Annotated in this window: 20 protein-coding genes and 1 tRNA gene; 11 read left to right on the plus strand and 10 right to left on the minus strand. The window is 66.1% G+C overall.

The genetic code is table 11. The annotated features are described in order from the left end of the window. Positions 1-89 precede the first annotated feature (89 nt). From infA to D2T30_RS09900, 4 genes are read left to right on the plus strand one after another with little or no spacing between them, the layout of a single operon-like run. A complete protein-coding gene (gene infA, locus D2T30_RS09885) occupies positions 90-308 on the plus strand; it encodes a translation initiation factor IF-1 (protein ID WP_036636451.1) in 219 nt (72 codons plus the stop codon). Continuing rightward, on the plus strand, positions 305-868 hold the full coding sequence (locus D2T30_RS09890; RefSeq protein WP_128208737.1) for a Maf family protein: 564 nt from the start codon (positions 305-307) through the stop codon (positions 866-868). Before infA ends, D2T30_RS09890 begins: the two co-directional genes overlap by 4 nt. Next, positions 865-1,905, plus strand: a complete 1,041-nt coding sequence (locus D2T30_RS09895) for a ribonuclease E/G (RefSeq protein WP_128208738.1) — start codon at positions 865-867, stop codon at positions 1,903-1,905. The genes D2T30_RS09890 and D2T30_RS09895 overlap by 4 nt, the downstream gene beginning before the upstream one ends. Further along, positions 1,902-2,084: a DNA gyrase inhibitor YacG gene (locus D2T30_RS09900; RefSeq protein WP_128186575.1), complete on the plus strand. Its 183-nt coding sequence runs from the start codon at positions 1,902-1,904 to the stop codon at positions 2,082-2,084. The genes D2T30_RS09895 and D2T30_RS09900 overlap by 4 nt, the downstream gene beginning before the upstream one ends. A gap of 56 nt (positions 2,085-2,140) precedes the next feature. Here D2T30_RS09900 and rpoH read toward each other — a convergent pair whose 3' ends face one another. Next, on the minus strand, positions 2,141-3,040 hold the full coding sequence (rpoH, locus tag D2T30_RS09905) for an RNA polymerase sigma factor RpoH (RefSeq protein ID WP_128186573.1): 900 nt from the start codon (positions 3,038-3,040) through the stop codon (positions 2,141-2,143). A 166-nt stretch (positions 3,041-3,206) separates the two neighbouring features. Next, a complete protein-coding gene (locus D2T30_RS09910) occupies positions 3,207-4,253 on the minus strand; it encodes an RluA family pseudouridine synthase (RefSeq protein WP_128208739.1) in 1,047 nt (348 codons plus the stop codon). On the opposite strand from D2T30_RS09910, the gene D2T30_RS09915 reads away from it, so the two are divergent. Further along, entirely contained in the window at positions 4,252-4,554 is a 303-nt protein-coding gene (locus tag D2T30_RS09915; RefSeq protein ID WP_164884272.1) for a DUF6476 family protein, read from the plus strand. The two genes, D2T30_RS09910 and D2T30_RS09915, sit on opposite strands and share 2 nt — an antisense overlap. Beyond that, positions 4,551-4,985, plus strand: coding sequence for an NUDIX hydrolase (locus D2T30_RS09920; protein WP_128208740.1), 435 nt, complete (start codon positions 4,551-4,553; stop codon positions 4,983-4,985). The genes D2T30_RS09915 and D2T30_RS09920 overlap by 4 nt, the downstream gene beginning before the upstream one ends. A 216-nt stretch (positions 4,986-5,201) precedes the next feature. On the opposite strand, the gene D2T30_RS09925 is transcribed toward D2T30_RS09920, so the two are convergent. After that, positions 5,202-5,465: an accessory factor UbiK family protein gene (locus tag D2T30_RS09925; protein ID WP_128208741.1), complete on the minus strand. Its 264-nt coding sequence runs from the start codon at positions 5,463-5,465 to the stop codon at positions 5,202-5,204. A 114-nt stretch (positions 5,466-5,579) separates the two neighbouring features. On the opposite strand from D2T30_RS09925, the gene lgt reads away from it, so the two are divergent. From lgt to pgeF, 3 genes are read left to right on the plus strand one after another with little or no spacing between them, the layout of a single operon-like run. Then, positions 5,580-6,461, plus strand: a complete 882-nt coding sequence (gene lgt / locus D2T30_RS09930) for a prolipoprotein diacylglyceryl transferase (protein WP_380728290.1) — start codon at positions 5,580-5,582, stop codon at positions 6,459-6,461. Next, positions 6,458-7,537, plus strand: a complete 1,080-nt coding sequence (locus tag D2T30_RS09935) for a class I SAM-dependent methyltransferase (RefSeq protein ID WP_128208743.1) — start codon at positions 6,458-6,460, stop codon at positions 7,535-7,537. Before lgt ends, D2T30_RS09935 begins: the two co-directional genes overlap by 4 nt. A gap of 9 nt (positions 7,538-7,546) precedes the next feature. Continuing rightward, positions 7,547-8,308, plus strand: coding sequence for a peptidoglycan editing factor PgeF (pgeF, locus tag D2T30_RS09940; RefSeq protein ID WP_128208744.1), 762 nt, complete (start codon positions 7,547-7,549; stop codon positions 8,306-8,308). A gap of 68 nt (positions 8,309-8,376) precedes the next feature. Here pgeF and D2T30_RS23055 read toward each other — a convergent pair whose 3' ends face one another. The 3 genes from D2T30_RS23055 to D2T30_RS09950 form a co-directional block, all read right to left on the minus strand. Then, a complete protein-coding gene (locus D2T30_RS23055) occupies positions 8,377-8,538 on the minus strand; it encodes a hypothetical protein (protein ID WP_164884273.1) in 162 nt (53 codons plus the stop codon). Between the two features lie 145 nt (positions 8,539-8,683). After that, entirely contained in the window at positions 8,684-8,866 is a 183-nt protein-coding gene (locus D2T30_RS09945) for a hypothetical protein (RefSeq protein ID WP_128208745.1), read from the minus strand. A gap of 357 nt (positions 8,867-9,223) precedes the next feature. Then, a tRNA-Thr gene (locus D2T30_RS09950) sits at positions 9,224-9,299 on the minus strand. A gap of 627 nt (positions 9,300-9,926) precedes the next feature. Between D2T30_RS09950 and D2T30_RS09955 the strand changes: the two genes are divergently transcribed. Continuing rightward, a complete protein-coding gene (locus D2T30_RS09955) occupies positions 9,927-10,118 on the plus strand; it encodes a hypothetical protein (protein ID WP_128208746.1) in 192 nt (63 codons plus the stop codon). 22 nt (positions 10,119-10,140) lie between these two features. Here the strand turns inward: D2T30_RS09955 and fdhE are convergent, their stop codons facing one another. The 4 genes from fdhE to fdnG are packed head-to-tail and all read right to left on the minus strand — an operon-like array spanning position 10,141 to position 15,685. Next, positions 10,141-10,992, minus strand: coding sequence for a formate dehydrogenase accessory protein FdhE (gene fdhE / locus D2T30_RS09960; RefSeq protein WP_128208747.1), 852 nt, complete (start codon positions 10,990-10,992; stop codon positions 10,141-10,143). Next, positions 10,989-11,630, minus strand: coding sequence for a formate dehydrogenase subunit gamma (locus D2T30_RS09965; RefSeq protein WP_128208748.1), 642 nt, complete (start codon positions 11,628-11,630; stop codon positions 10,989-10,991). Before D2T30_RS09965 ends, fdhE begins: the two co-directional genes overlap by 4 nt. Positions 11,631-11,642: 12 nt before the next feature. Beyond that, positions 11,643-12,596 carry a formate dehydrogenase subunit beta gene (gene fdxH / locus D2T30_RS09970; protein ID WP_128208749.1) on the minus strand — a complete coding sequence of 318 codons (954 nt, stop codon included), beginning with the start codon at positions 12,594-12,596 and terminating at the stop codon, positions 11,643-11,645. Next, entirely contained in the window at positions 12,593-15,685 is a 3,093-nt protein-coding gene (fdnG, locus tag D2T30_RS09975) for a formate dehydrogenase-N subunit alpha (protein ID WP_128208750.1), read from the minus strand. Before fdnG ends, fdxH begins: the two co-directional genes overlap by 4 nt. A gap of 410 nt (positions 15,686-16,095) precedes the next feature. Between fdnG and D2T30_RS09980 the strand changes: the two genes are divergently transcribed. Next, positions 16,096-16,980 carry a LysR family transcriptional regulator gene (locus D2T30_RS09980; RefSeq protein WP_128208751.1) on the plus strand — a complete coding sequence of 295 codons (885 nt, stop codon included), beginning with the start codon at positions 16,096-16,098 and terminating at the stop codon, positions 16,978-16,980. Positions 16,981-17,051 lie beyond the last annotated feature (71 nt).

A 17,051-nucleotide genomic window follows, 5' to 3' on the forward strand; every position in this document is an offset into this window, starting at 1 on the left:
TAACTTGACATATCGCTTGAATTTTACCGCCCCGCAGCGCATATGAGCCGCGCCCGTGACTTTCTGCGGGTGCATATTCAGGAGTGACCATGGCCAAGGAAGAAATGCTCGAATTCCCCGGCGTCGTGAAGGAACTCCTGCCGAATGCGACATTCCGGGTCGAGCTCGAGAACGGCCATGAGATCATCGCGCATATGGCAGGAAAGATGCGGAAGAACCGCATCCGCGTTCTGGCCGGCGACAAGGTGCAGGTGGAAATGAACACCTATGACCTGAGCAAGGGCCGCATCAACTATCGCTTCAAGTGAAGCTGGTTCTGGGGTCCGCAAGCCCCCGGCGGCGGGAACTGATCGCGCAGCTGGGGTTGACGCCCGACGCGGTGCGGGCGCCCGACATCGACGAAACGCCGGTGAAGGGGGAGGTCGCGCGCGATTACGTGGCGCGGATGGCGCGGGAAAAGGCGTCCGTGCTGGACTGCGCGGCGGATGAGGTGGTCCTGTGCGCCGATACGACGGTGGCCTGCGGGCGCCGTATCCTCGGCAAGCCCGTCGATGAGAAGGAAGCGGCGGAATTCCTGTGGCTTCTGTCCGGGCGACGCCATCATGTGCTGACGGCGGTCGCGGTGCGCACGGCATCCGGCCTGCGCGAAAGACTGGTCGATACGATCGTGAAATTCCGTCCCCTGTCGAACGAAGAGGTCAACGCCTACCTCGCCTCGCGCGAGTGGGAGGGCAAGGCCGGCGGCTATGCGATTCAGGGCCGGGCCGGGGCGTTCATCCCGTGGATACAGGGTTCCTTCACCGGGGTCGTCGGCCTGCCGCTGGCGGAAACCGCGGTGCTGTTGCGCGCGGCGGGGGTTTCGGCATGAAGGGCCGGATCGTGATCCTTGGCGAATTGCGCGGGCTGGAAGCCGCCGCGCTGATGGTCGACGGGCGGCTGGAAGACCTGCTGGTCGACAGTTCCGATGTCATGACGCTGGCGCCCGGCGCCATCTGCCGCGGCCGCGTGGACCGGCAGATGAAAGGGCAGGGCGGCGTATTCGTCCAGCTTCCGGGCGACGAGAAGGGCTTTCTGCGCGACGCCAAGGGGCTTTCCCCCGGTCAGTCGGTGGTCTGTCAGGTGACGGGCGGGACCGAGCCGGGCAAGGCGCTGCCGGTCTCGCTGCGGCTGCTGTTCAAGGGGCGCTACGGCATCGTCACGCCGGGCGCGCCGGGGATCAATGTCTCGCGCCGCATCCGGGACGAGGATCTGCGCGCCGATTTTCAGGCGCTGGCGCAGGTGGTGCTGGAAGGCTCCGATCTGGGGCTGATCCTGCGCTCCGCCTGCGAGGGCGCGGAGGATGGCGAGATCGTCGAGGATGTGGCCGCGCTGCGCGCGCTGGCCGAAGCGGTGCTGGCTGATGCCGAGGGCGGGCCCGAGCTGCTGGTCGATGCGGCCAGCCCGCATGAGGAAGCCTGGCGCGAATGGGCCGATCCCGCCCCGGACGAGGTGACGGAAGGCTTCGCCGACCATGGCGTGCCGGAGGCGGTGGACGAGCTGCTGTCGCCGCGTGTCGGCTTGCCGGGCGGCGGTCACATGATGATCGAGCCGACCCGCGCGCTGATCGCCGTCGATGTGAACACCGGGGCCGATACCTCGCCCGCCGCGTCGCTCAAGGCGAATATCGCCGCCGCCCGTGATCTGCCGCGGCAGTTGCGGTTGCGGGGTCTGGGCGGGCAGGTGGTCATCGACTTCGCCCCGATGCCCAAGAAGGACCGCGCCACGCTGGAACAGCAGCTGCGCACCGCCTTCAAGGGCGAGGCCGCGGAAACCAGCCTTGCCGGCTGGACCCCGCTTGGCATGTTCGAACTGGTGCGCAAGCGCGACCGGGTCGCCCTGCGCGCGCTGCTGGAGGGACGGGAATGAGCTGTCCGATCTGTCACAAGGAAACCGATCCGAAATACCGCCCGTTCTGTTCCAAACGCTGCGCGGATATCGATCTGGCGAAATGGCTGAACGGGTCCTATGTGATCCCCGGAGATCTGGCCGAGGAAGAGGAACGCGCCCCGGACGGTCCGCCGGGTGGCGGTGATCCGATCCAGTGAAAAGGCCGCCCGGTGGGCGGCCTTCGTCTTTCTGTCGGGCTTTCTGTCCGGCGTCGTCAGGCGGGGATCGCCATCCCCTTGTCCTTCGCCAGAACGCGCATCCGGTTTTGCAGCTTTTCAAAGGCGCGCACCTCGATCTGGCGGATGCGTTCGCGCGACACGTCGTATTTCGTCGAAAGCTCTTCCAGCGTGACGGGTTCGTCGCGCAGGCGGCGTTCCATCAGGATGTCCCGTTCGCGTTCGTTCAGCACGTCCATCGCGGCGGTCAGCATGGCACGGCGGGCCTCAAGCTCGTCCGCCTCGGCATAGGCGCCGGCCTGATCGGCATCCTGATCTTCCAGCCAGTCCTGCCACTGCGCGGCGCTGTCGCCTTCGCCAGACCCCACCTGCGCGTTGAGCGAGGCATCGCCCCCCGACAGGCGCCGGTTCATCTCGATCACCTCGGTCTCGGTGACGTTCAGATCATGGGCGATCTTCTTTACCGCATCGGGGCGCAGGTCGCCGTCCTCATAGGCGCCGATCTTCGACTTGGCCTTGCGCAGGTTGAAGAACAACTTCTTCTGCGCCGAGGTGGTGCCCAGCTTCACCAGCGACCAGGACCGCAGGATGTATTCCTGGATCGCGGCGCGGATCCACCACATAGCATAGGTCGCCAGCCGGAAGCCCTTTTCCGGATCGAAGCGCTTGACCGCCTGCATCAGGCCCACGTTCGCCTCGGAAATCACCTCGGCCTGCGGCAGGCCGTAGCCGCGATAGCCCATGGCGATCTTCGCGGCGAGCCGCAGGTGCGAGGTGACAAGCTTATGCGCCGCTTCGGGATCTTCGTGGTCGACCCAGCGTTTGGCCAGCATGTATTCCTCTTCCGGTTCCAGAAGCGGAAACTTGCGGATTTCCTGCATGTAGCGGTTCAGGCCCTGTTCTGGGCTGGGCGCGGGCAGGTTTGCATAACTCGTCATATGTCCCTTTCTTTCTCCCGTTCCGGCCGGCGGACTCCCGGATCTGGGACTGCCGCTGGCGGGTTTCAAGGCGTGGGGGATGATCACACTCTCGGATTCATAACGCAGGATGCAGGGGGTTCCGTTCCCTGTCTAGCGCCTATTACATAAAAGTGAACGGTGTTGTTTACTTTTTCGCGCTCGTATTTCCGCCCGCGCCGGCCCGCAGAACGGCCAGAAGCGCCTCGATATCCGCCGGCAGCGGTGAGGAGAAGCTGAGCGTCTCACCGCTGACCGGATGGACGAATCCCAGCGTCGCGGCATGCAGCGCCTGACGTGGAAACAGGGCGGCCGCCTCGGCCGCCGCCTCGCCCACCACCTTGGCGGGCAGCCGGCGCCGGCCGCCATAGGTCGGATCGCCGATCAGCCCGTGGCCGGCATGGGCCATATGGGCGCGGATCTGATGCGTGCGCCCGGTTTCCAGCCAGCAATCGACCAGCGCGGCGGCGCCGGCGAAATCCTCGACCACGCGGGCGCGGGTGACGGCGTGGCGGCCACCCTCGAAGATCACCGCCTGCCGCTGCCGGTCGGTCTTGTGGCGCGCCAACTGCGAGGTGATCTTCAGCACGTTTCCGGCCTCGAAACTGACGCCGCGCGTGCCGCGCAGGCGCGGATCGGCGGCATCGGGCGTGCCATGCACCACGGCCAGATAGTGGCGGTGGACGCTGTGCTTCTCGAACTGCGCGGCCAGCCCGTGATGCGCCCGGTCGGATTTCGCCACGACCAGCAGGCCCGAGGTATCCTTGTCGATGCGGTGGACGATCCCCGGCCGCGCCTCGCCGCCGATGCCCGACAGGTTGCCGCCGAAATGATGCAACAGCGCATTGACCAGCGTCCCCTCGGGCGAGCCGGGCGCGGGATGCACCACCAGCCCCGCGGGCTTGTCGATGACGATCAGGTCGGCATCCTCCCACACCACGGTCAGGGGGATGTCCTGCGCCTGCGTCTCGACCGGGCGCGGCGCCTCAAGGGCGATCTCGTAGACCTCGCCCTCCGCCACCTTGGCCTTCTGGTCGGTCACCGGGGTGCCGTCCTTCGTCACCGCCCCCTCGGCGATCAGCTTCGCCAGACGCGACCGCGACAGCGCCGCTTCCTCTGGCACAAGGGCCGCCAAGGCCTTATCAAGGCGGTCGGCGGGGGGGTCCCCGATTTCGATGCGAAGGATATCCGACATGACGCCTTCCGATCCGGCTGAGGTTCCGGTGCCGCTGCTCCGGTTCCTGAAATTGCTGGTGACGGCGCTGGCCGTCACGATGATCCTCGGGCTTGTAGCGATCATCTGGCTGCTTGTCACCCGCCTGCCGGGGGCGCCGGTGCTGCCGGCGCTGCCCGAAGCCATCCAGTTGCCCAAAGGCGCCACCGCCCGCAGTCTCAGCTTCGCAGGCGACCGGATCGTGGTGCTGACGCAAGACGACCGGGTGCTGGTCTACCGCGCCGACGGCGCCCTGATCGGCGAAACGAGGATCGCGCCATGAACATTCCGCGCCTCGGGGTTCTGGCCGTGACGATCCGCGGCGACGAGGTGGCGCTCGTCCAGCGCCGCCACCCGCCCGCCGCCGGAACATGGGGCTTTCCGGGCGGCAAGGTCGAATGGGGCGAAACGATCTTCGAGGCCGCCCTGCGCGAACTGCATGAGGAAACCGGCCTTCTCGCCGATCCGGGGCCGGTGCTGACCAGCCTCGACGCGCTCAGCCGCGATGCCGCGGGCAAGGTCGCCTTCCACTATCACCTGGTCGCGGTGGGCTGCCACTGGCGCGCGGGCGAGCCTCTGGCCGCCGACGACGCGATGGCGGCGCAATGGGCGCGGATCGAGGATGTCCTCGCCCACCGCCTGCCGCAAAGCCCCGCGATGGTCGAGGGCGTCGATGACGTCCTGCGCCACGCCCTCGTTTGGGCGCGCAGCTAGCAAACCCACGCCCGGAACCCGGTCCCATGATGCCGCACGACCGAAAACCGCGCGCCGCCCGGACCCCGCTGCATCCGGTCAAAACCGTTGCGTCCAATCCGCTTCAGGGCATCCTCGACAGACGCCCCTTCTGCCATTCATCTTTCCATAAATATCCCGGGGGTGAGCGGCTTCAGCCGCGAGGGGGCTGGCCCCCTCACTCCGCCCCCACAAGGCTCAGACCTTCGGAGCTTCCGCCGAAGCCTTCGCCTCCAGCGCATCGAGCCGCACCTTCAGTGCCTCGTTCTCCTCGCGCGCCTTCTGTGCCATCGCCTTCACTGCGTCGAATTCCTCGCGCGTGACGAAATCGCGCTCGGCGAGCCAGCGGTCCATCCAGCTTTTCATCGCCGTCTCCGCCTCGGTCCGCGCGCCTTGCGCGACGCCCATGGCATTGGTCATCAGCTTGGACATCTCGTCGAAGAACTTGTTCTGGGCGCTCATCGTGGATCCTCTGGGTCACGGGGTTTTGCCCTATATGGGCGGAGGCGGGTGCAGACACAAGGTTGACTTGGCCGCGCGGGCCATGCTTCCTGCCGCCGCAACCTGCCGGAGCATATCATGGCCATCGCCTTCCCCGAGATCGACCCCAATGCCTTCGTCATTCCGGGGCTGGGCCTGCCGATCCGCTGGTATGCGCTGGCCTATATCGGCGGGCTGGTCGCGGGCTGGCTGATCATCACGCGGCTGATGAAGCGCCCGGCACTCTGGGGCGGCACCCCGCCGATGCAGCCCAAGCAGGTCGAGGACCTGCTGACATGGGTCGTGGCGGGGGTGGTGCTGGGCGGGCGGCTCGGTTTCGTGCTGTTCTACGAGCCGGGCTATTACCTGACCCATCCGCTTGAGATCCTCAAGGTCTGGCAGGGGGGAATGTCGTTCCACGGCGGCTTCCTCGGCACGGTGGTGGCGATCGTCGCCTTCTGCCTGCGCCACCGGCTGCCGATCCTCAGCGTGGGCGACGCGGCGGCGCTGGTCACGCCGATCGGGCTGCTGCTCGGGCGGATCGCGAATTTCATCAAGCCCGAACTCTGGGGCCGTCCGACCGATGTGCCATGGGGCGTGATCTTCCCGGTCGAGGCCGCGCAATATTGCGAAGGCATCGCCGGGCAGGTGGATGGCATCTGCGCGCGCCATCCCTCGCAGCTGTATGAGGCGGGGCTGGAGGGGCTGCTCCTTGGTGCCATTCTGGTGGCGCTGGTCTGGGGGGCGGGGGCGCTGCGCCGCCCCGGCACGGTCTTCGGCGTGTTCCTGATCGGCTACGGGCTTGCGCGCGGCTTCGTGGAATTCTTCCGCCAGCCCGATGCGCAGTTTCAGGGGCCGGGCAATCCGCTGGGCTACGCGCTGCAATTCGGGGACTATGGGCTGACGATGGGGCAGATCCTGTCCTTGCCGATGATCCTTGCGGGGCTGATCCTCGTGCTGAGGGCACGGCGCGCGTGACGGCGCTTGGCGATATCCTCGCGCGGCGGATCGCGCTCGAAGGGCCGATGCGGCTCGACCACTACATGGCGGAATGCCTGCTGCACCCGGACCACGGCTATTACGCGACGCGCGACCCGTTCGGACGGGCCGGGGATTTCATCACCGCGCCGGAAATCAGCCAGATGTTCGGCGAGATGCTGGGCCTCTGCCTCGCGCAGGTCTGGCTGGATCAGGGGCGCCCCGCGCCCTTCGCGCTGGCGGAATGCGGTCCGGGGCGCGGCACGCTGATGGCCGACATGCTGCGCGCGATGCGCGCCGTGCCGGGCATGACCGGGGCGGCGCAGGTGCATCTGGTCGAGGCCTCGTCCACCCTGCGCGCGGTGCAGCGCGACCGGCTGCGCGGTCATGCCACAAGCTGGCACGATACGGTCGAGACGCTGCCCGAAATGCCGCTTTTCCTCGTCGCCAACGAATTCTTCGACGCCCTGCCGATCCGCCAGTTCGAACGCCGCGGCGCGATGTGGGCCGAACGGCAGGTGGGGCTGGCGGACCACAGGCTGGCGCCCGGACTTGCGCCGCCGGTGCCCTTCGCGCCGTTGCAGGAGCGGCTGAACGACACGCGCGAGGGGGATATCGTTGAGACCTGTCCCGCCGCTGAACCGATCGTCGCGGCGATCGCGGGCCGGATCGCGCGGCACGGCGGGGCGGCGATCTTCGTCGATTACGGCGACTGGCGCAGCCTTGGCGATACCTTTCAGGCGCTGAAGGATCATCGGCCCTGCGATCCCTTCGCCGCGCCCGGTGAGGCCGATCTGACCGCCCATGTCGCCTTCGAGCTGCTGGCCCGCGCCGCGCGCGCGCAGGGCGCGGCGGTCAGCGCGCTGGTGCCGCAGGGCGTGCTGCTGGAACGGCTGGGCATCACGGCGCGCGCGCAGGCACTTGCGCAAGGATTGGCCGGTGCGGCGCTGGAAAATCACGTCGCGGCGCATCGGCGCTTGACCCACCCGGCGGAAATGGGACAGTTGTTCCGGACGCTGGCGATCCATCCACGGCAGGCCACCCTCCCACCGGGATTCGACGCGGCGAAGGTTTGATACGAGACGATGGCGACCACACTCGAAATTCTGAAATCACCTGCGCTTTCCGGTGTTTCGCACGGGTTCTTCACGCGGAAGGGCGGGGCCTCCTCGGGCATATTCCAGGGGCTGAACTGCGGCCACGGATCCTCGGACCAGCGCGAGATCGTGATGCTGAACCGGACCCGCGTGGCGACTGCGATGCATGTCGCGCCCGAGGCGATGGTGGGCATGAACCAGACCCATTCCGCCGATGTCGCGGTGATCGACGCCGTGCCTGCCGCGCTGCCCGCCGTGGATGCGCTGGTCACGGCGACGCCCGGCCTGTTGTTGACGGTGCTGACGGCGGATTGCCAGCCGGTGCTGTTCGCCGACCGCGAGGCGGGCGTGATCGGCGCCGCCCATGCCGGCTGGAAGGGCGCGCTGAACGGCGTGCTGGAGGCGACCCTCGACGCGATGGAGGGGCTTGGCGCCGCGCGCGGCCGGATCACCGCCGTCATCGGCCCCTGCATCTCGCAGCGCGCCTATGAGGTCGGCGAGGATTTCATGCAGACCTTCCTGATGGAGGATGATGCCTACGGGCGCTTCTTCTCGGGCGGGCCGAACGGCCGGCCGATGTTCGACCTGCCGTCCTTCGGCCTCCATCGTCTGCGTGAAGCGGGCGTGGGCGAGGCCGAATGGATCGGCCGCTGCACCTATTCGGATCCCGACCGCTTCTATTCCTATCGCCGCGCCACCCATCGCGGGGAGGCGGATTACGGGCGGCTGATCTCGGTCATCGGGCTCTGACGCGGCGCGGCGCAAACGAAAGGGGCCCGACGGAACCGGGCCCCTGAAAAGGATCTGCGAAAAGGAGTTCAGGCCTTGTCGCCGGCCTTGCGGTCGTCCGGCGTATCGGTGTTGGCGCTTTGCACCGCGGGAGTTGCGGGCACGCCGCCGGTCGGCTGGGATTGGAACAACACGGGGACAGCAAATCCGCCCATCGCGACGAACGTCAACACGGCATTCTTCACATGCATTCCTGTCTCTCCAATAACTGTGGGGGAGCGATATGGGCAGGCATGGCCTGCGCAGGGTGATATCGCTAACGTTGGGGAATATACATCAAACGCTCCCCGGATCAAGGGGCAAGCGGGGCAGGGGCGGAAACCGGCCGAAAGGGGCTCAGCGGACGTCGCGGGCCTTGGCGAAGGCGGGTTCGTAGCAGGCCTGCCAGCCGGGGCTGTCCTGTGTCAGGCCCTGCTGGCTGCATTGCGCCGCCGCGCGCTGCGCGTAAAGCGCGTCGAGCGCATTGCCTGAACCGCAACCGGCCAGCAGCAGGGCGAGCGAGATGGCTGCGTATTTCATCGAATCCTCCGTTCAGCACCGGGAGGATACGCAGCCGCCGCCGCACGGGCAACCGCATAAGAATGTCGGCGCGGAATTGTGCGCGGTGGCGGCGTTTCACCGCGCGGTTCAAGGGATTTGCCGATGGGCGGGCATGGAAGGGCGAATGAAGAACGCCGCTTAAGACGCAGACAGATAAGGAGAAATCGTTCCATTTCACAGGGCCTTGAATGGAATGGTTCGCCCGCTCTGCCTTTTCACAGCTTGTCGGAGGCCGGTTTCGGGACCTGCGGCGGAGGGGATGGATTGCGGCACGAGGGGGACGGCGGCAGTCCTTCACCGATCCGGACAGTGATGACCTTCACGGAGGAAAGACATTGGTGCCGCGTGAGGGGATCGAACCCACGACCTTCGCTTTACAAGAGCGCTGCTCTACCAGCTGAGCTAACGCGGCATGTCCGTTTCCTTCGGTGCCGAGCCGGCATCCACCGGACCCGGGTTTTCATGGCAGCGCTGCGAAAACACGAGGGGACAGCCGCTCCTAACATGGCATGCCGACTGCTGCAACAACCGGGCGTGGCTCGGTCGGGTTTTGCGGTGTGTTCAGGCAGGATAGGGTTCGGATTGTGGCGCCGAAAGCCGCCGCTGGGGCGAATCCGGGGCCTGCGTCCCGCGCCGGATGCCCGGCGCGGAATCGGCCGTTCCGGGCCTGAGCAGGACGCCCGTGATCTTCCGCCAGCCGCCCAGTTGCCGAACACATCGGCAGGGAGTGTCGTTTTCGCCGGGAATCGATCATTCCGCGGTATCGCGGAACATGATCCGGGTTCGCTATCCCGTTGCGGTGTTGTACTGTGCCGTACAGTAATAGCGTTCGGTGTAACGGTCGCGCTCCCCTGTGCTGTCAACCGGATTTCCGGGAAGATGTCCTTGCGGACGCCCTTGACGCGCCCTTTCGGGGGGCGCTCAAGGTGGGGCTGGTCTTCCGCGGCGGCATTCGGGTCGGGGTGGTTCCGGCGCAGGATGCCGGTCCCGGTGGCCGGAACATTCCGTCCTGATGCGCCGGGATCGGGAGTTTTCGTTGATGGACCAGTTGTTGTCGATTCTCTGCCGGGCGGCTTTCGTCATCGGGGGAGGTTGGGTGGCAATGTCCGGCACCATTGCCATCTGCATCGCCGTCAACCGGGGCCGGCAGTCCTATCTTGCGCCGATGCTGCTGCGCGGGGCCGCTGCCGCGTTTTTGTGGCTGGTCTTGTGCCTATGGTATTTCTCATGACAGGGCCGTCCGGCCTTTGGCGCTAACCCGGCAATGCGAAGGGGTTGAAGCCGCTGCGGCCATACCCCTCGGCCACCGAGGCATCGTCGAGCGCCAGCGTCGCAAGATCGTCCGCCACCACTTCGGCCGCAGGATCGCGTTCCTGCGAGACGACCTTGAGATAGCCGCCGCAGGCGCCGCAGGCCTCGGCCCGGACGGTGGCATCGGCGGTGTCGAAGCTCAGATAGTCCAGCGTCTTGGCGTCGCCGCAGTTGGAACACTTGGCCCGCACCATGTGCCATTCGCATTCGCACAGCGGACAATGCAGATAGCGAAAGCCCTGCCGGGGGCTGATGTGGATCACACTGGCGACGGGGGCGGTGCCGCAGACCGGGCAGGTCGTGGACTCCTGCGTGCCAAGGTCGGGCAGGGGGATCGCGCGCGCGACCATCGCCACCTCGACCGAAAGGGCGGCCCAGAAGATCGGCGCAAGCGCGGGATCGACATCGGCGAACCGGCCCTCGGCCAGCGCCTTGCCGGCGGCCAGCCGATCCGCCCTGTCCATCGCGGCAAGCGCGGAGAAATGTTCGCGGGCGGTTTCGGGGGCTTTCGGCGCCACCTCGGCCACGATCCGGTCGAGATGCGCGATCCAGTGCCCCGCACCGGCGATGGCGAGCGGATCGACGCGATCTTCGCCCGCGACAGGCCCGAGGCAATCCGCCTGCGCCTGCGCCACATCGGCCGCAAGGCGCAGATAGCCCGCAAGTTCATGCCCCTCGGCCAGATGGCGCAGGCGATCCGCGCGCGCGGCATAAAGCCCGCCCAGATCCGGCCGCAGCAGCGGGTCGAAATGGCTGCCTTCGGGGGCGGGGCGCAGCGCCGGGATGGTCGTCATGCCTTCTCGCTTTCCTTGGCCTTCAGTTCCTCGGCCCAACGGTCATGGTGCTGCCGCGCCCAGGATTTCGAGACATAGCCCGTCACCATCCCGGTGATCGAACCGCGCACCCAGATCGCCAGATAGATATGCCCCATGATCAGCAGGATCAGCCCGATCCCGGCGACGGAATGCGCAAGGATCGCGAGGCGCAGCATCCAGATCGGGAAGAATTCGGCGAAATAGGCGCGCCACATGACCAGCCCGGACAGCAGCAGCACCACGATCGAGGACATGATCAGCCAGAACAGGATCTTCTGCCCGGCGTTGTACTTGCCGATCCGCAGCTTTTTCGAGTGATCGGCCAGCAGCACGCTTTTGACATTGCGGAACCAGATGGAATCCGACCGCACCGGCATGTTGTGATGGACGAAGCGCTTGAACATATAGCAAAGCCCGACAAACACCGCGATGCCCAGGAACGGGTGCAGCGCGCGGGCCATCTGCGGCGTGCCGAGGAAGTTCGACATCCACGAGAAGGTCGGGAAGAACCACGAGATCCCCGAGGTCGCGGCGAGGAAGAAGCACACGACGATCGACCAGTGGCAGAGCCGCTCGGTGAATTTCGTGCGCAGGATCTGGTCCTGTTTATGGGCCATTCGCTCTCTCCCTCATTCGGCCGCGTGGCGGGGCAGGTTGGTGACCTTGCCCGCCTCGGTCGTGTCGGTTTCGTCCTCGGGGCGCAGGCCGGAACGGCCGTCGGGGTGGTCGTCGTCGGTGGTGTTGGGGCCGACGCCGATGAAATGCGCGGCCATCGCGCCCACGGCCACGGCGCCCGCGACGGCGGCGGCGGGCTTGAGCAGATCCTTCCATCCCTCGACCACGGCCGAGATCTTCGGATCCTTCGGCAGCCCGGCGTAAAGGCCCGGCTCGTCGGCGTGATGCAGCACATACATCACATGGGTGCCGCCGACGCCCGCCGGGTCATACAGACCGGCGTTGTCATAGCCGCGTTCCTGCAATTCGGCCACGCGCGTCGCGGCGAGTTCCTTCATGTCCTCCTTCGAGCCGAAGGCGATCGCCCCGGTCGGGCAGGTCTTGGCGCAGGCCGGTTCCTGCCCGACCGCCAGACGGTCCGAGCAGAGCGTGCATTTGTAGGCCTTGTTGTCCTTCTTCGAGATGCGGGGCACGTCGAAGGGGCAACCCGCCACGCAATAGCCGCAGCCGATGCAGTTGTCGGACTGGAAATCCACCACGCCATTCGCATATTGCACGATCGCGCCGGGCGCCGGGCAGGCCTTGAGGCAGCCCGGATCCTCGCAATGCATGCAGCCGTCCTTGCGGATCAGCCATTCGAGGCCGTTGTCCTCGGTCTCATGCTCGGTGAAGCGCATGAGCGTCCAGGTATCGGGGTGCAGGTCGCGCGGGTTGTCGTAGACACCGACGTTGGTTTCCACCTCGCCGCGCAGGTCGTTCCATTCGTTGCAGGCAACCTGACAGGCCTTGCAGCCGATGCAGGTGGTCACGTCGATCAGCTTGGCGACCTCGACCTGATGGTCGCGGATCTGCGGCGCGGGGGTCAGCGAGGATGTGGCGGACCGCCGGATGATGTTTTGCGAATTCATGCCGACGCTCCTTCCAGTTTCTCGAGGTTGACGAGGAAGGCCTTGAATTCCGGCGTCTGCGAATTCGCATCGCCCACGCCGGGCGACAGCGTATTGGCAAGGTAGCCCTTCTTCGTTTCCCCCTCGAAGCCCCAGTGGCAGGGAATGCCGATCTGCTGCACCTCCTGCCCGGCGACGTTGAGCGTGCGCATCCGCTTGGTCACCACGGCCTTCGCCGTGATGTAGCCGCGCTTCGTCGTTACCTTGACCGTGTCGCCATGCGCGATGCCCTTGTCGGCGGCGAGCTTTTCGCCGATCTCGATGAACTGTTCGGGTTGCAGCATGGCGTTCAGATGGCTGTGCTTGGTCCAGTGGCGGAACAGTTCCGTCACGGAATAGGTCGTCGCGACATAGGGGTAGTCCGCGCGGGTGCCCATGCGTTCGGCATCGTCGCGGAACAGCCGGGTCGTCGGGTTGTGGACGACCTGATCATGCAGCGGATTGCCCGCGATCGGGCTTTCGATCGGCTCGTAATGTTCGGGGAAGGGGCCGTCCACCATGCCCTTTTCCGAAAACAGCCGGCCCACGCCTTCGGGCAGCATGATGAAGGGCTGGGCGGGGCTGCCGGGCGGCAGGGTCGCCGGGAAGTCCGGCACATCCGCGCCCGTCCATTTCTCGCCGTCCCAGTGCAGGATCTGGCGCTTCGGATCCCACGGGTTGCCCATCTCGTCCATCGAGGCGCGGTTATAGAGGATGCGCCGGTTCGCGGGCCACGCCCAGGCCCAGCCCGGCGTGTTGCCAAGGCCGGTGTCGGTGTTGTCCCGGTTGGCCATCTGGTTGCCCTTTTCGGTCCACGACCCGGTGAACACCCAGCAATAGCTGGCCGTGGTGCCGTCGTCGCGCAGCTGCGCGAAACTGTCAAGCAGCTGGCCCTTCTTCAGGATCTGCTTGCCGGTGTCGTCATAGACATCCTCAAGCGCATAGCCATTCGCCTCGCGCGCCATTTCCTCGGGTTCGGGCGAATGGGGATCGTGATAGGTGTCGTGGTCCCAGGTCATGTGCAGGACCTGTTCCGGGCAGGCGCCGCCTTCGGTTTCGTAAAGCCGGCGGATCTCCATCATGATCTCGCCAAGGATCCGCGGATCGTGCCGTGCCTCTCCGGGCGGTTCCTGCCCGGCATAGTGCCATTGCAGCCAACGGCCGGAATTGACGATGGCCCCGTTTTCCTCGGCAAAGCAGTTCGAGGGCAGGCGGAACACCTCGGTCATGATCTCTTCGGTGGGGACGTCGTTGAACGCGCCCTCGTTGCGCCAGAAGTTCGAGGTCTCGGTCACCAGCGGGTCGATGATGACGAGGAATTTCAGCTTCGACAGCGCCTTGGAGGTCTTGTTCTTGTCCGGCATCGCGGCCAGCGGGTTGAAGCCCTGCGCGATGTAGCCGTTGACCTTGCCCTGATACATCAGGTCGAAATAGGCCAGCATGTCGTAGCTGCGGTCCCATTTCGGCAAGAGATCGTAGGCCCAGTCGTTTTCCCTCGTCGCATGTTTGCCGAACAGGTTCTTTTGCAGCGAGACGAAGAACTTGGGCGTGTTCGACCAGTAGTTGACCTGACCCGGCTGCATCGCCCTGGGGGTGGTTTCCTCAAGGTATTGCGCCAGCGTCTGCTGCTTGTCCGTCGGCAGGTTCATGTAGCCGGGGATCCGCGTCGACAGCAGGCCGAGGTCGGTATAGCCCTGAATGTTGGAATGCCCGCGCAGCGCGTTCACGCCGCCGCCCGCCATGCCGATATTGCCCAGCAGAAGCTGGATCATCGCCGCGCCGCGGATGATCTGCGCGCCGCCCGTGTGGTGCGTCCAGCCAAGCGCGTAAAGCCAGGTCAGCGTCTTGTCCTTCGCCGCGCAGGAGCCGATGATCCCGGCGATGCGCAGGAACTCGGCCTGTTTGACGCCGGTGATTTCCTCGACCACCTCGGGGGTGTAGCGGTCCACATGTTTCTTCAGCAGCTGCAGGACCGAGCGCGGATGGCTCATCGACGGATCGCGCAGCGCGTTGCCATCGGCGTCGCGTTCGTAGGTCCAGCTCGTCTTGTCGTAATTGCCGGTCTGCGCGTCGAAGCCCGAGAACAGCCCCTCGTCGAAGCTGTAATCCGCCCGCACGATCAGCGGCGCATTGGTGTAGGCGCGCACGTAATCATGCTGGATCTGCCCGGTTTCCAGCAGGTAGCGCACCACCCCCATCAGGAAGGCGGTATCAGACCCGGCCCGGATCGGCGAGAAGATGTCCGCGACCGAGGCCGTCCGGTTGAACCGCGGATCGACGACGATCACCTTGGCCTTGTTCTTGATCTTGGCCTCGATCACCCATTTGAAGCCGACGGGATGCGCCTCGGCCGGGTTGCCGCCCATGACCATGACCACGTTGGCGTTCTTTATGTCGACCCAGTGGTTGGTCATCGCGCCGCGCCCGAACGAAGGCGCCAGCGCCGAAACCGTCGGCGCATGGCAAAGCCGCGCCTGACAGTCGAGCCCGAGCATACCGAGCGACCGGGCGAACTTGAAGTCGAGGATGCCGGTTTCGTTCGACGCCGCCGACGATGCCAGCATCCCTGAGCTGAGCCAGCGGTTCACCGTCTGGCCCTTGTCGTTTTTGGCGATGAAATTGGCGTCGCGGTCGTCCTTCAGCAGGCGCGCGATGCGCTTGACCGCCTCGTCCCAGCCGATCCGCTTCCATTCGCTGGACCCCGGCGCGCGGTATTCGGGATACAGCAGCCGGTTCTTCGAATGGATCATGTCGAGCAGCCCGGCCCCCTTGGGGCAGAGCGAGCCACGGCTGACCGGGTGGTCGGGGTCTCCCTCGATATGGAAGATGCGCGGCTTGGCGTTCCGCGCGCCGTCGCCCATCGAATACATCAAGATCCCGCAGCCGACCGAGCAATAGGTGCAGTTGTTGCGCGTCTCTTTCGAGCGCAGCAGCTTGTAGGGCCGGACCGCGGCCGCGACCTGCGCCTCGGCCGTCGAAAGCCCCATCGCCGTCGCCGTGACCGACGCCGCCCCCGCGCCGAGGATCTTCAGGAATTGCCGCCGTCCGAGGTTGAGTTTGGTGCCATACATGGTGCCGCGCCTGCCCTTGCCATAATGCCTGGATCGGACTGTGTGCCGTGGCACACCGCCGTCATTCAGCTGTAATGTTGCCTGCGACTTGGGCACAAGCGCTGAAAAACAGGCTTGCGGGCAACGGCTCCACCCCGGTCAATATGTCGCGCCATTTTCGCAAAACCTGATGAATTCCATGGGATAATCAAGATCTTGCGCCGCAAGTGGAATTCCGTTTTGATTGGTGTAAGCTATTTCGTAATAGCCAAAGTCGATCACGCAGTTGTGAGAGGTAGGAGATGCAGGGAAATCCGCGGTCATGCGGGCCGATGCGGCGCATGCCGTCACCGGCGGCGCGATTCTTACCACTTCGATATATTCATATTAACATAACGTAAATCAAGTCCGTCGTGACGGGCAGGGGCATCATGCTGATCCGGCATCTGGAATATTTCGTCACCCTCGCGGAAGAGCAGCATTTCGGTCGCGCGGCCGAGCTTTGCGGCGTCAGCCAGCCCACGCTGTCGCAGGCGATCCGCAAGCTCGAACAGGATCTGGGCGTCGCGCTGATCGTCCGGGGCAAGCGGTTCATGGGCCTGACGGCCGAGGGGGAGCGGGTCCTGCCTTGGGGGCGGCAGATCCTGTCCGATTTCGGCAGCCTGAAGGACGATCTGAGCGGCCGGCGCAAGGGCGGGCTGACCGGGCAGTTGCGGCTTGGCGTCACGCCCGCCGCGATGGCCGCCCTGCCGCGCATCACCGAACGGTTCGAGGAGCGCAACCCGCTGGCCCGCATCACGGCAAGCCCGATGAGTGCCGAACAGATCGTGCAGGGGATCGGGGGTTTCGCGCTGGACGGGGGGCTGCTGTGGCTCGACGATGCGGTGGCGGGGAATGCCGCGCTGTCGCGGATCGTGCTCGCACAAGAGGAAATGATGTTCGCCTGCCCGCCGGATCATCCCTTTGCCGCGGAAAAGATGATCCCGTGGCGCGATGCGATGACCCAGCCGCTGGTCACGCTTGGCGCGGGCTTTCCGGTGCCCGGGGATGGGGCGGGCAAGCCGCTGATCCGCGCGGGGATCACCTGCAATTCGCTGGCGGGCATTCTGGCGCATCTGCGGGGCGGGCTGTGGTGCGCGGTCGTGCCGCAAAGTTTCGCCGCGCTGCTGGCGCCGGGCGACGGCATCGCGCTGCGCCCGATGACCGCGCCGGCGCTGCGCCTGCCGCTGGTGGCGGTGCTGTCCGCGCGCGATCCGCAATCGCCCATGGTGCGCGCCTTCCGCGACTGCCTGCCCGCGCAGGCCGCCGGAACCTGACCCCGGCTTGCCCGCCCGTGGCGGACATGCGACAAGGGGGCTCCACTCCGAAAATGCCCGGTTCGGGAAGA

Origin of the sequence: Paenirhodobacter populi (assembly GCF_004022215.1) — a bacterium.
GTDB lineage: Bacteria > Pseudomonadota > Alphaproteobacteria > Rhodobacterales > Rhodobacteraceae > Rhodobacter > Rhodobacter populi.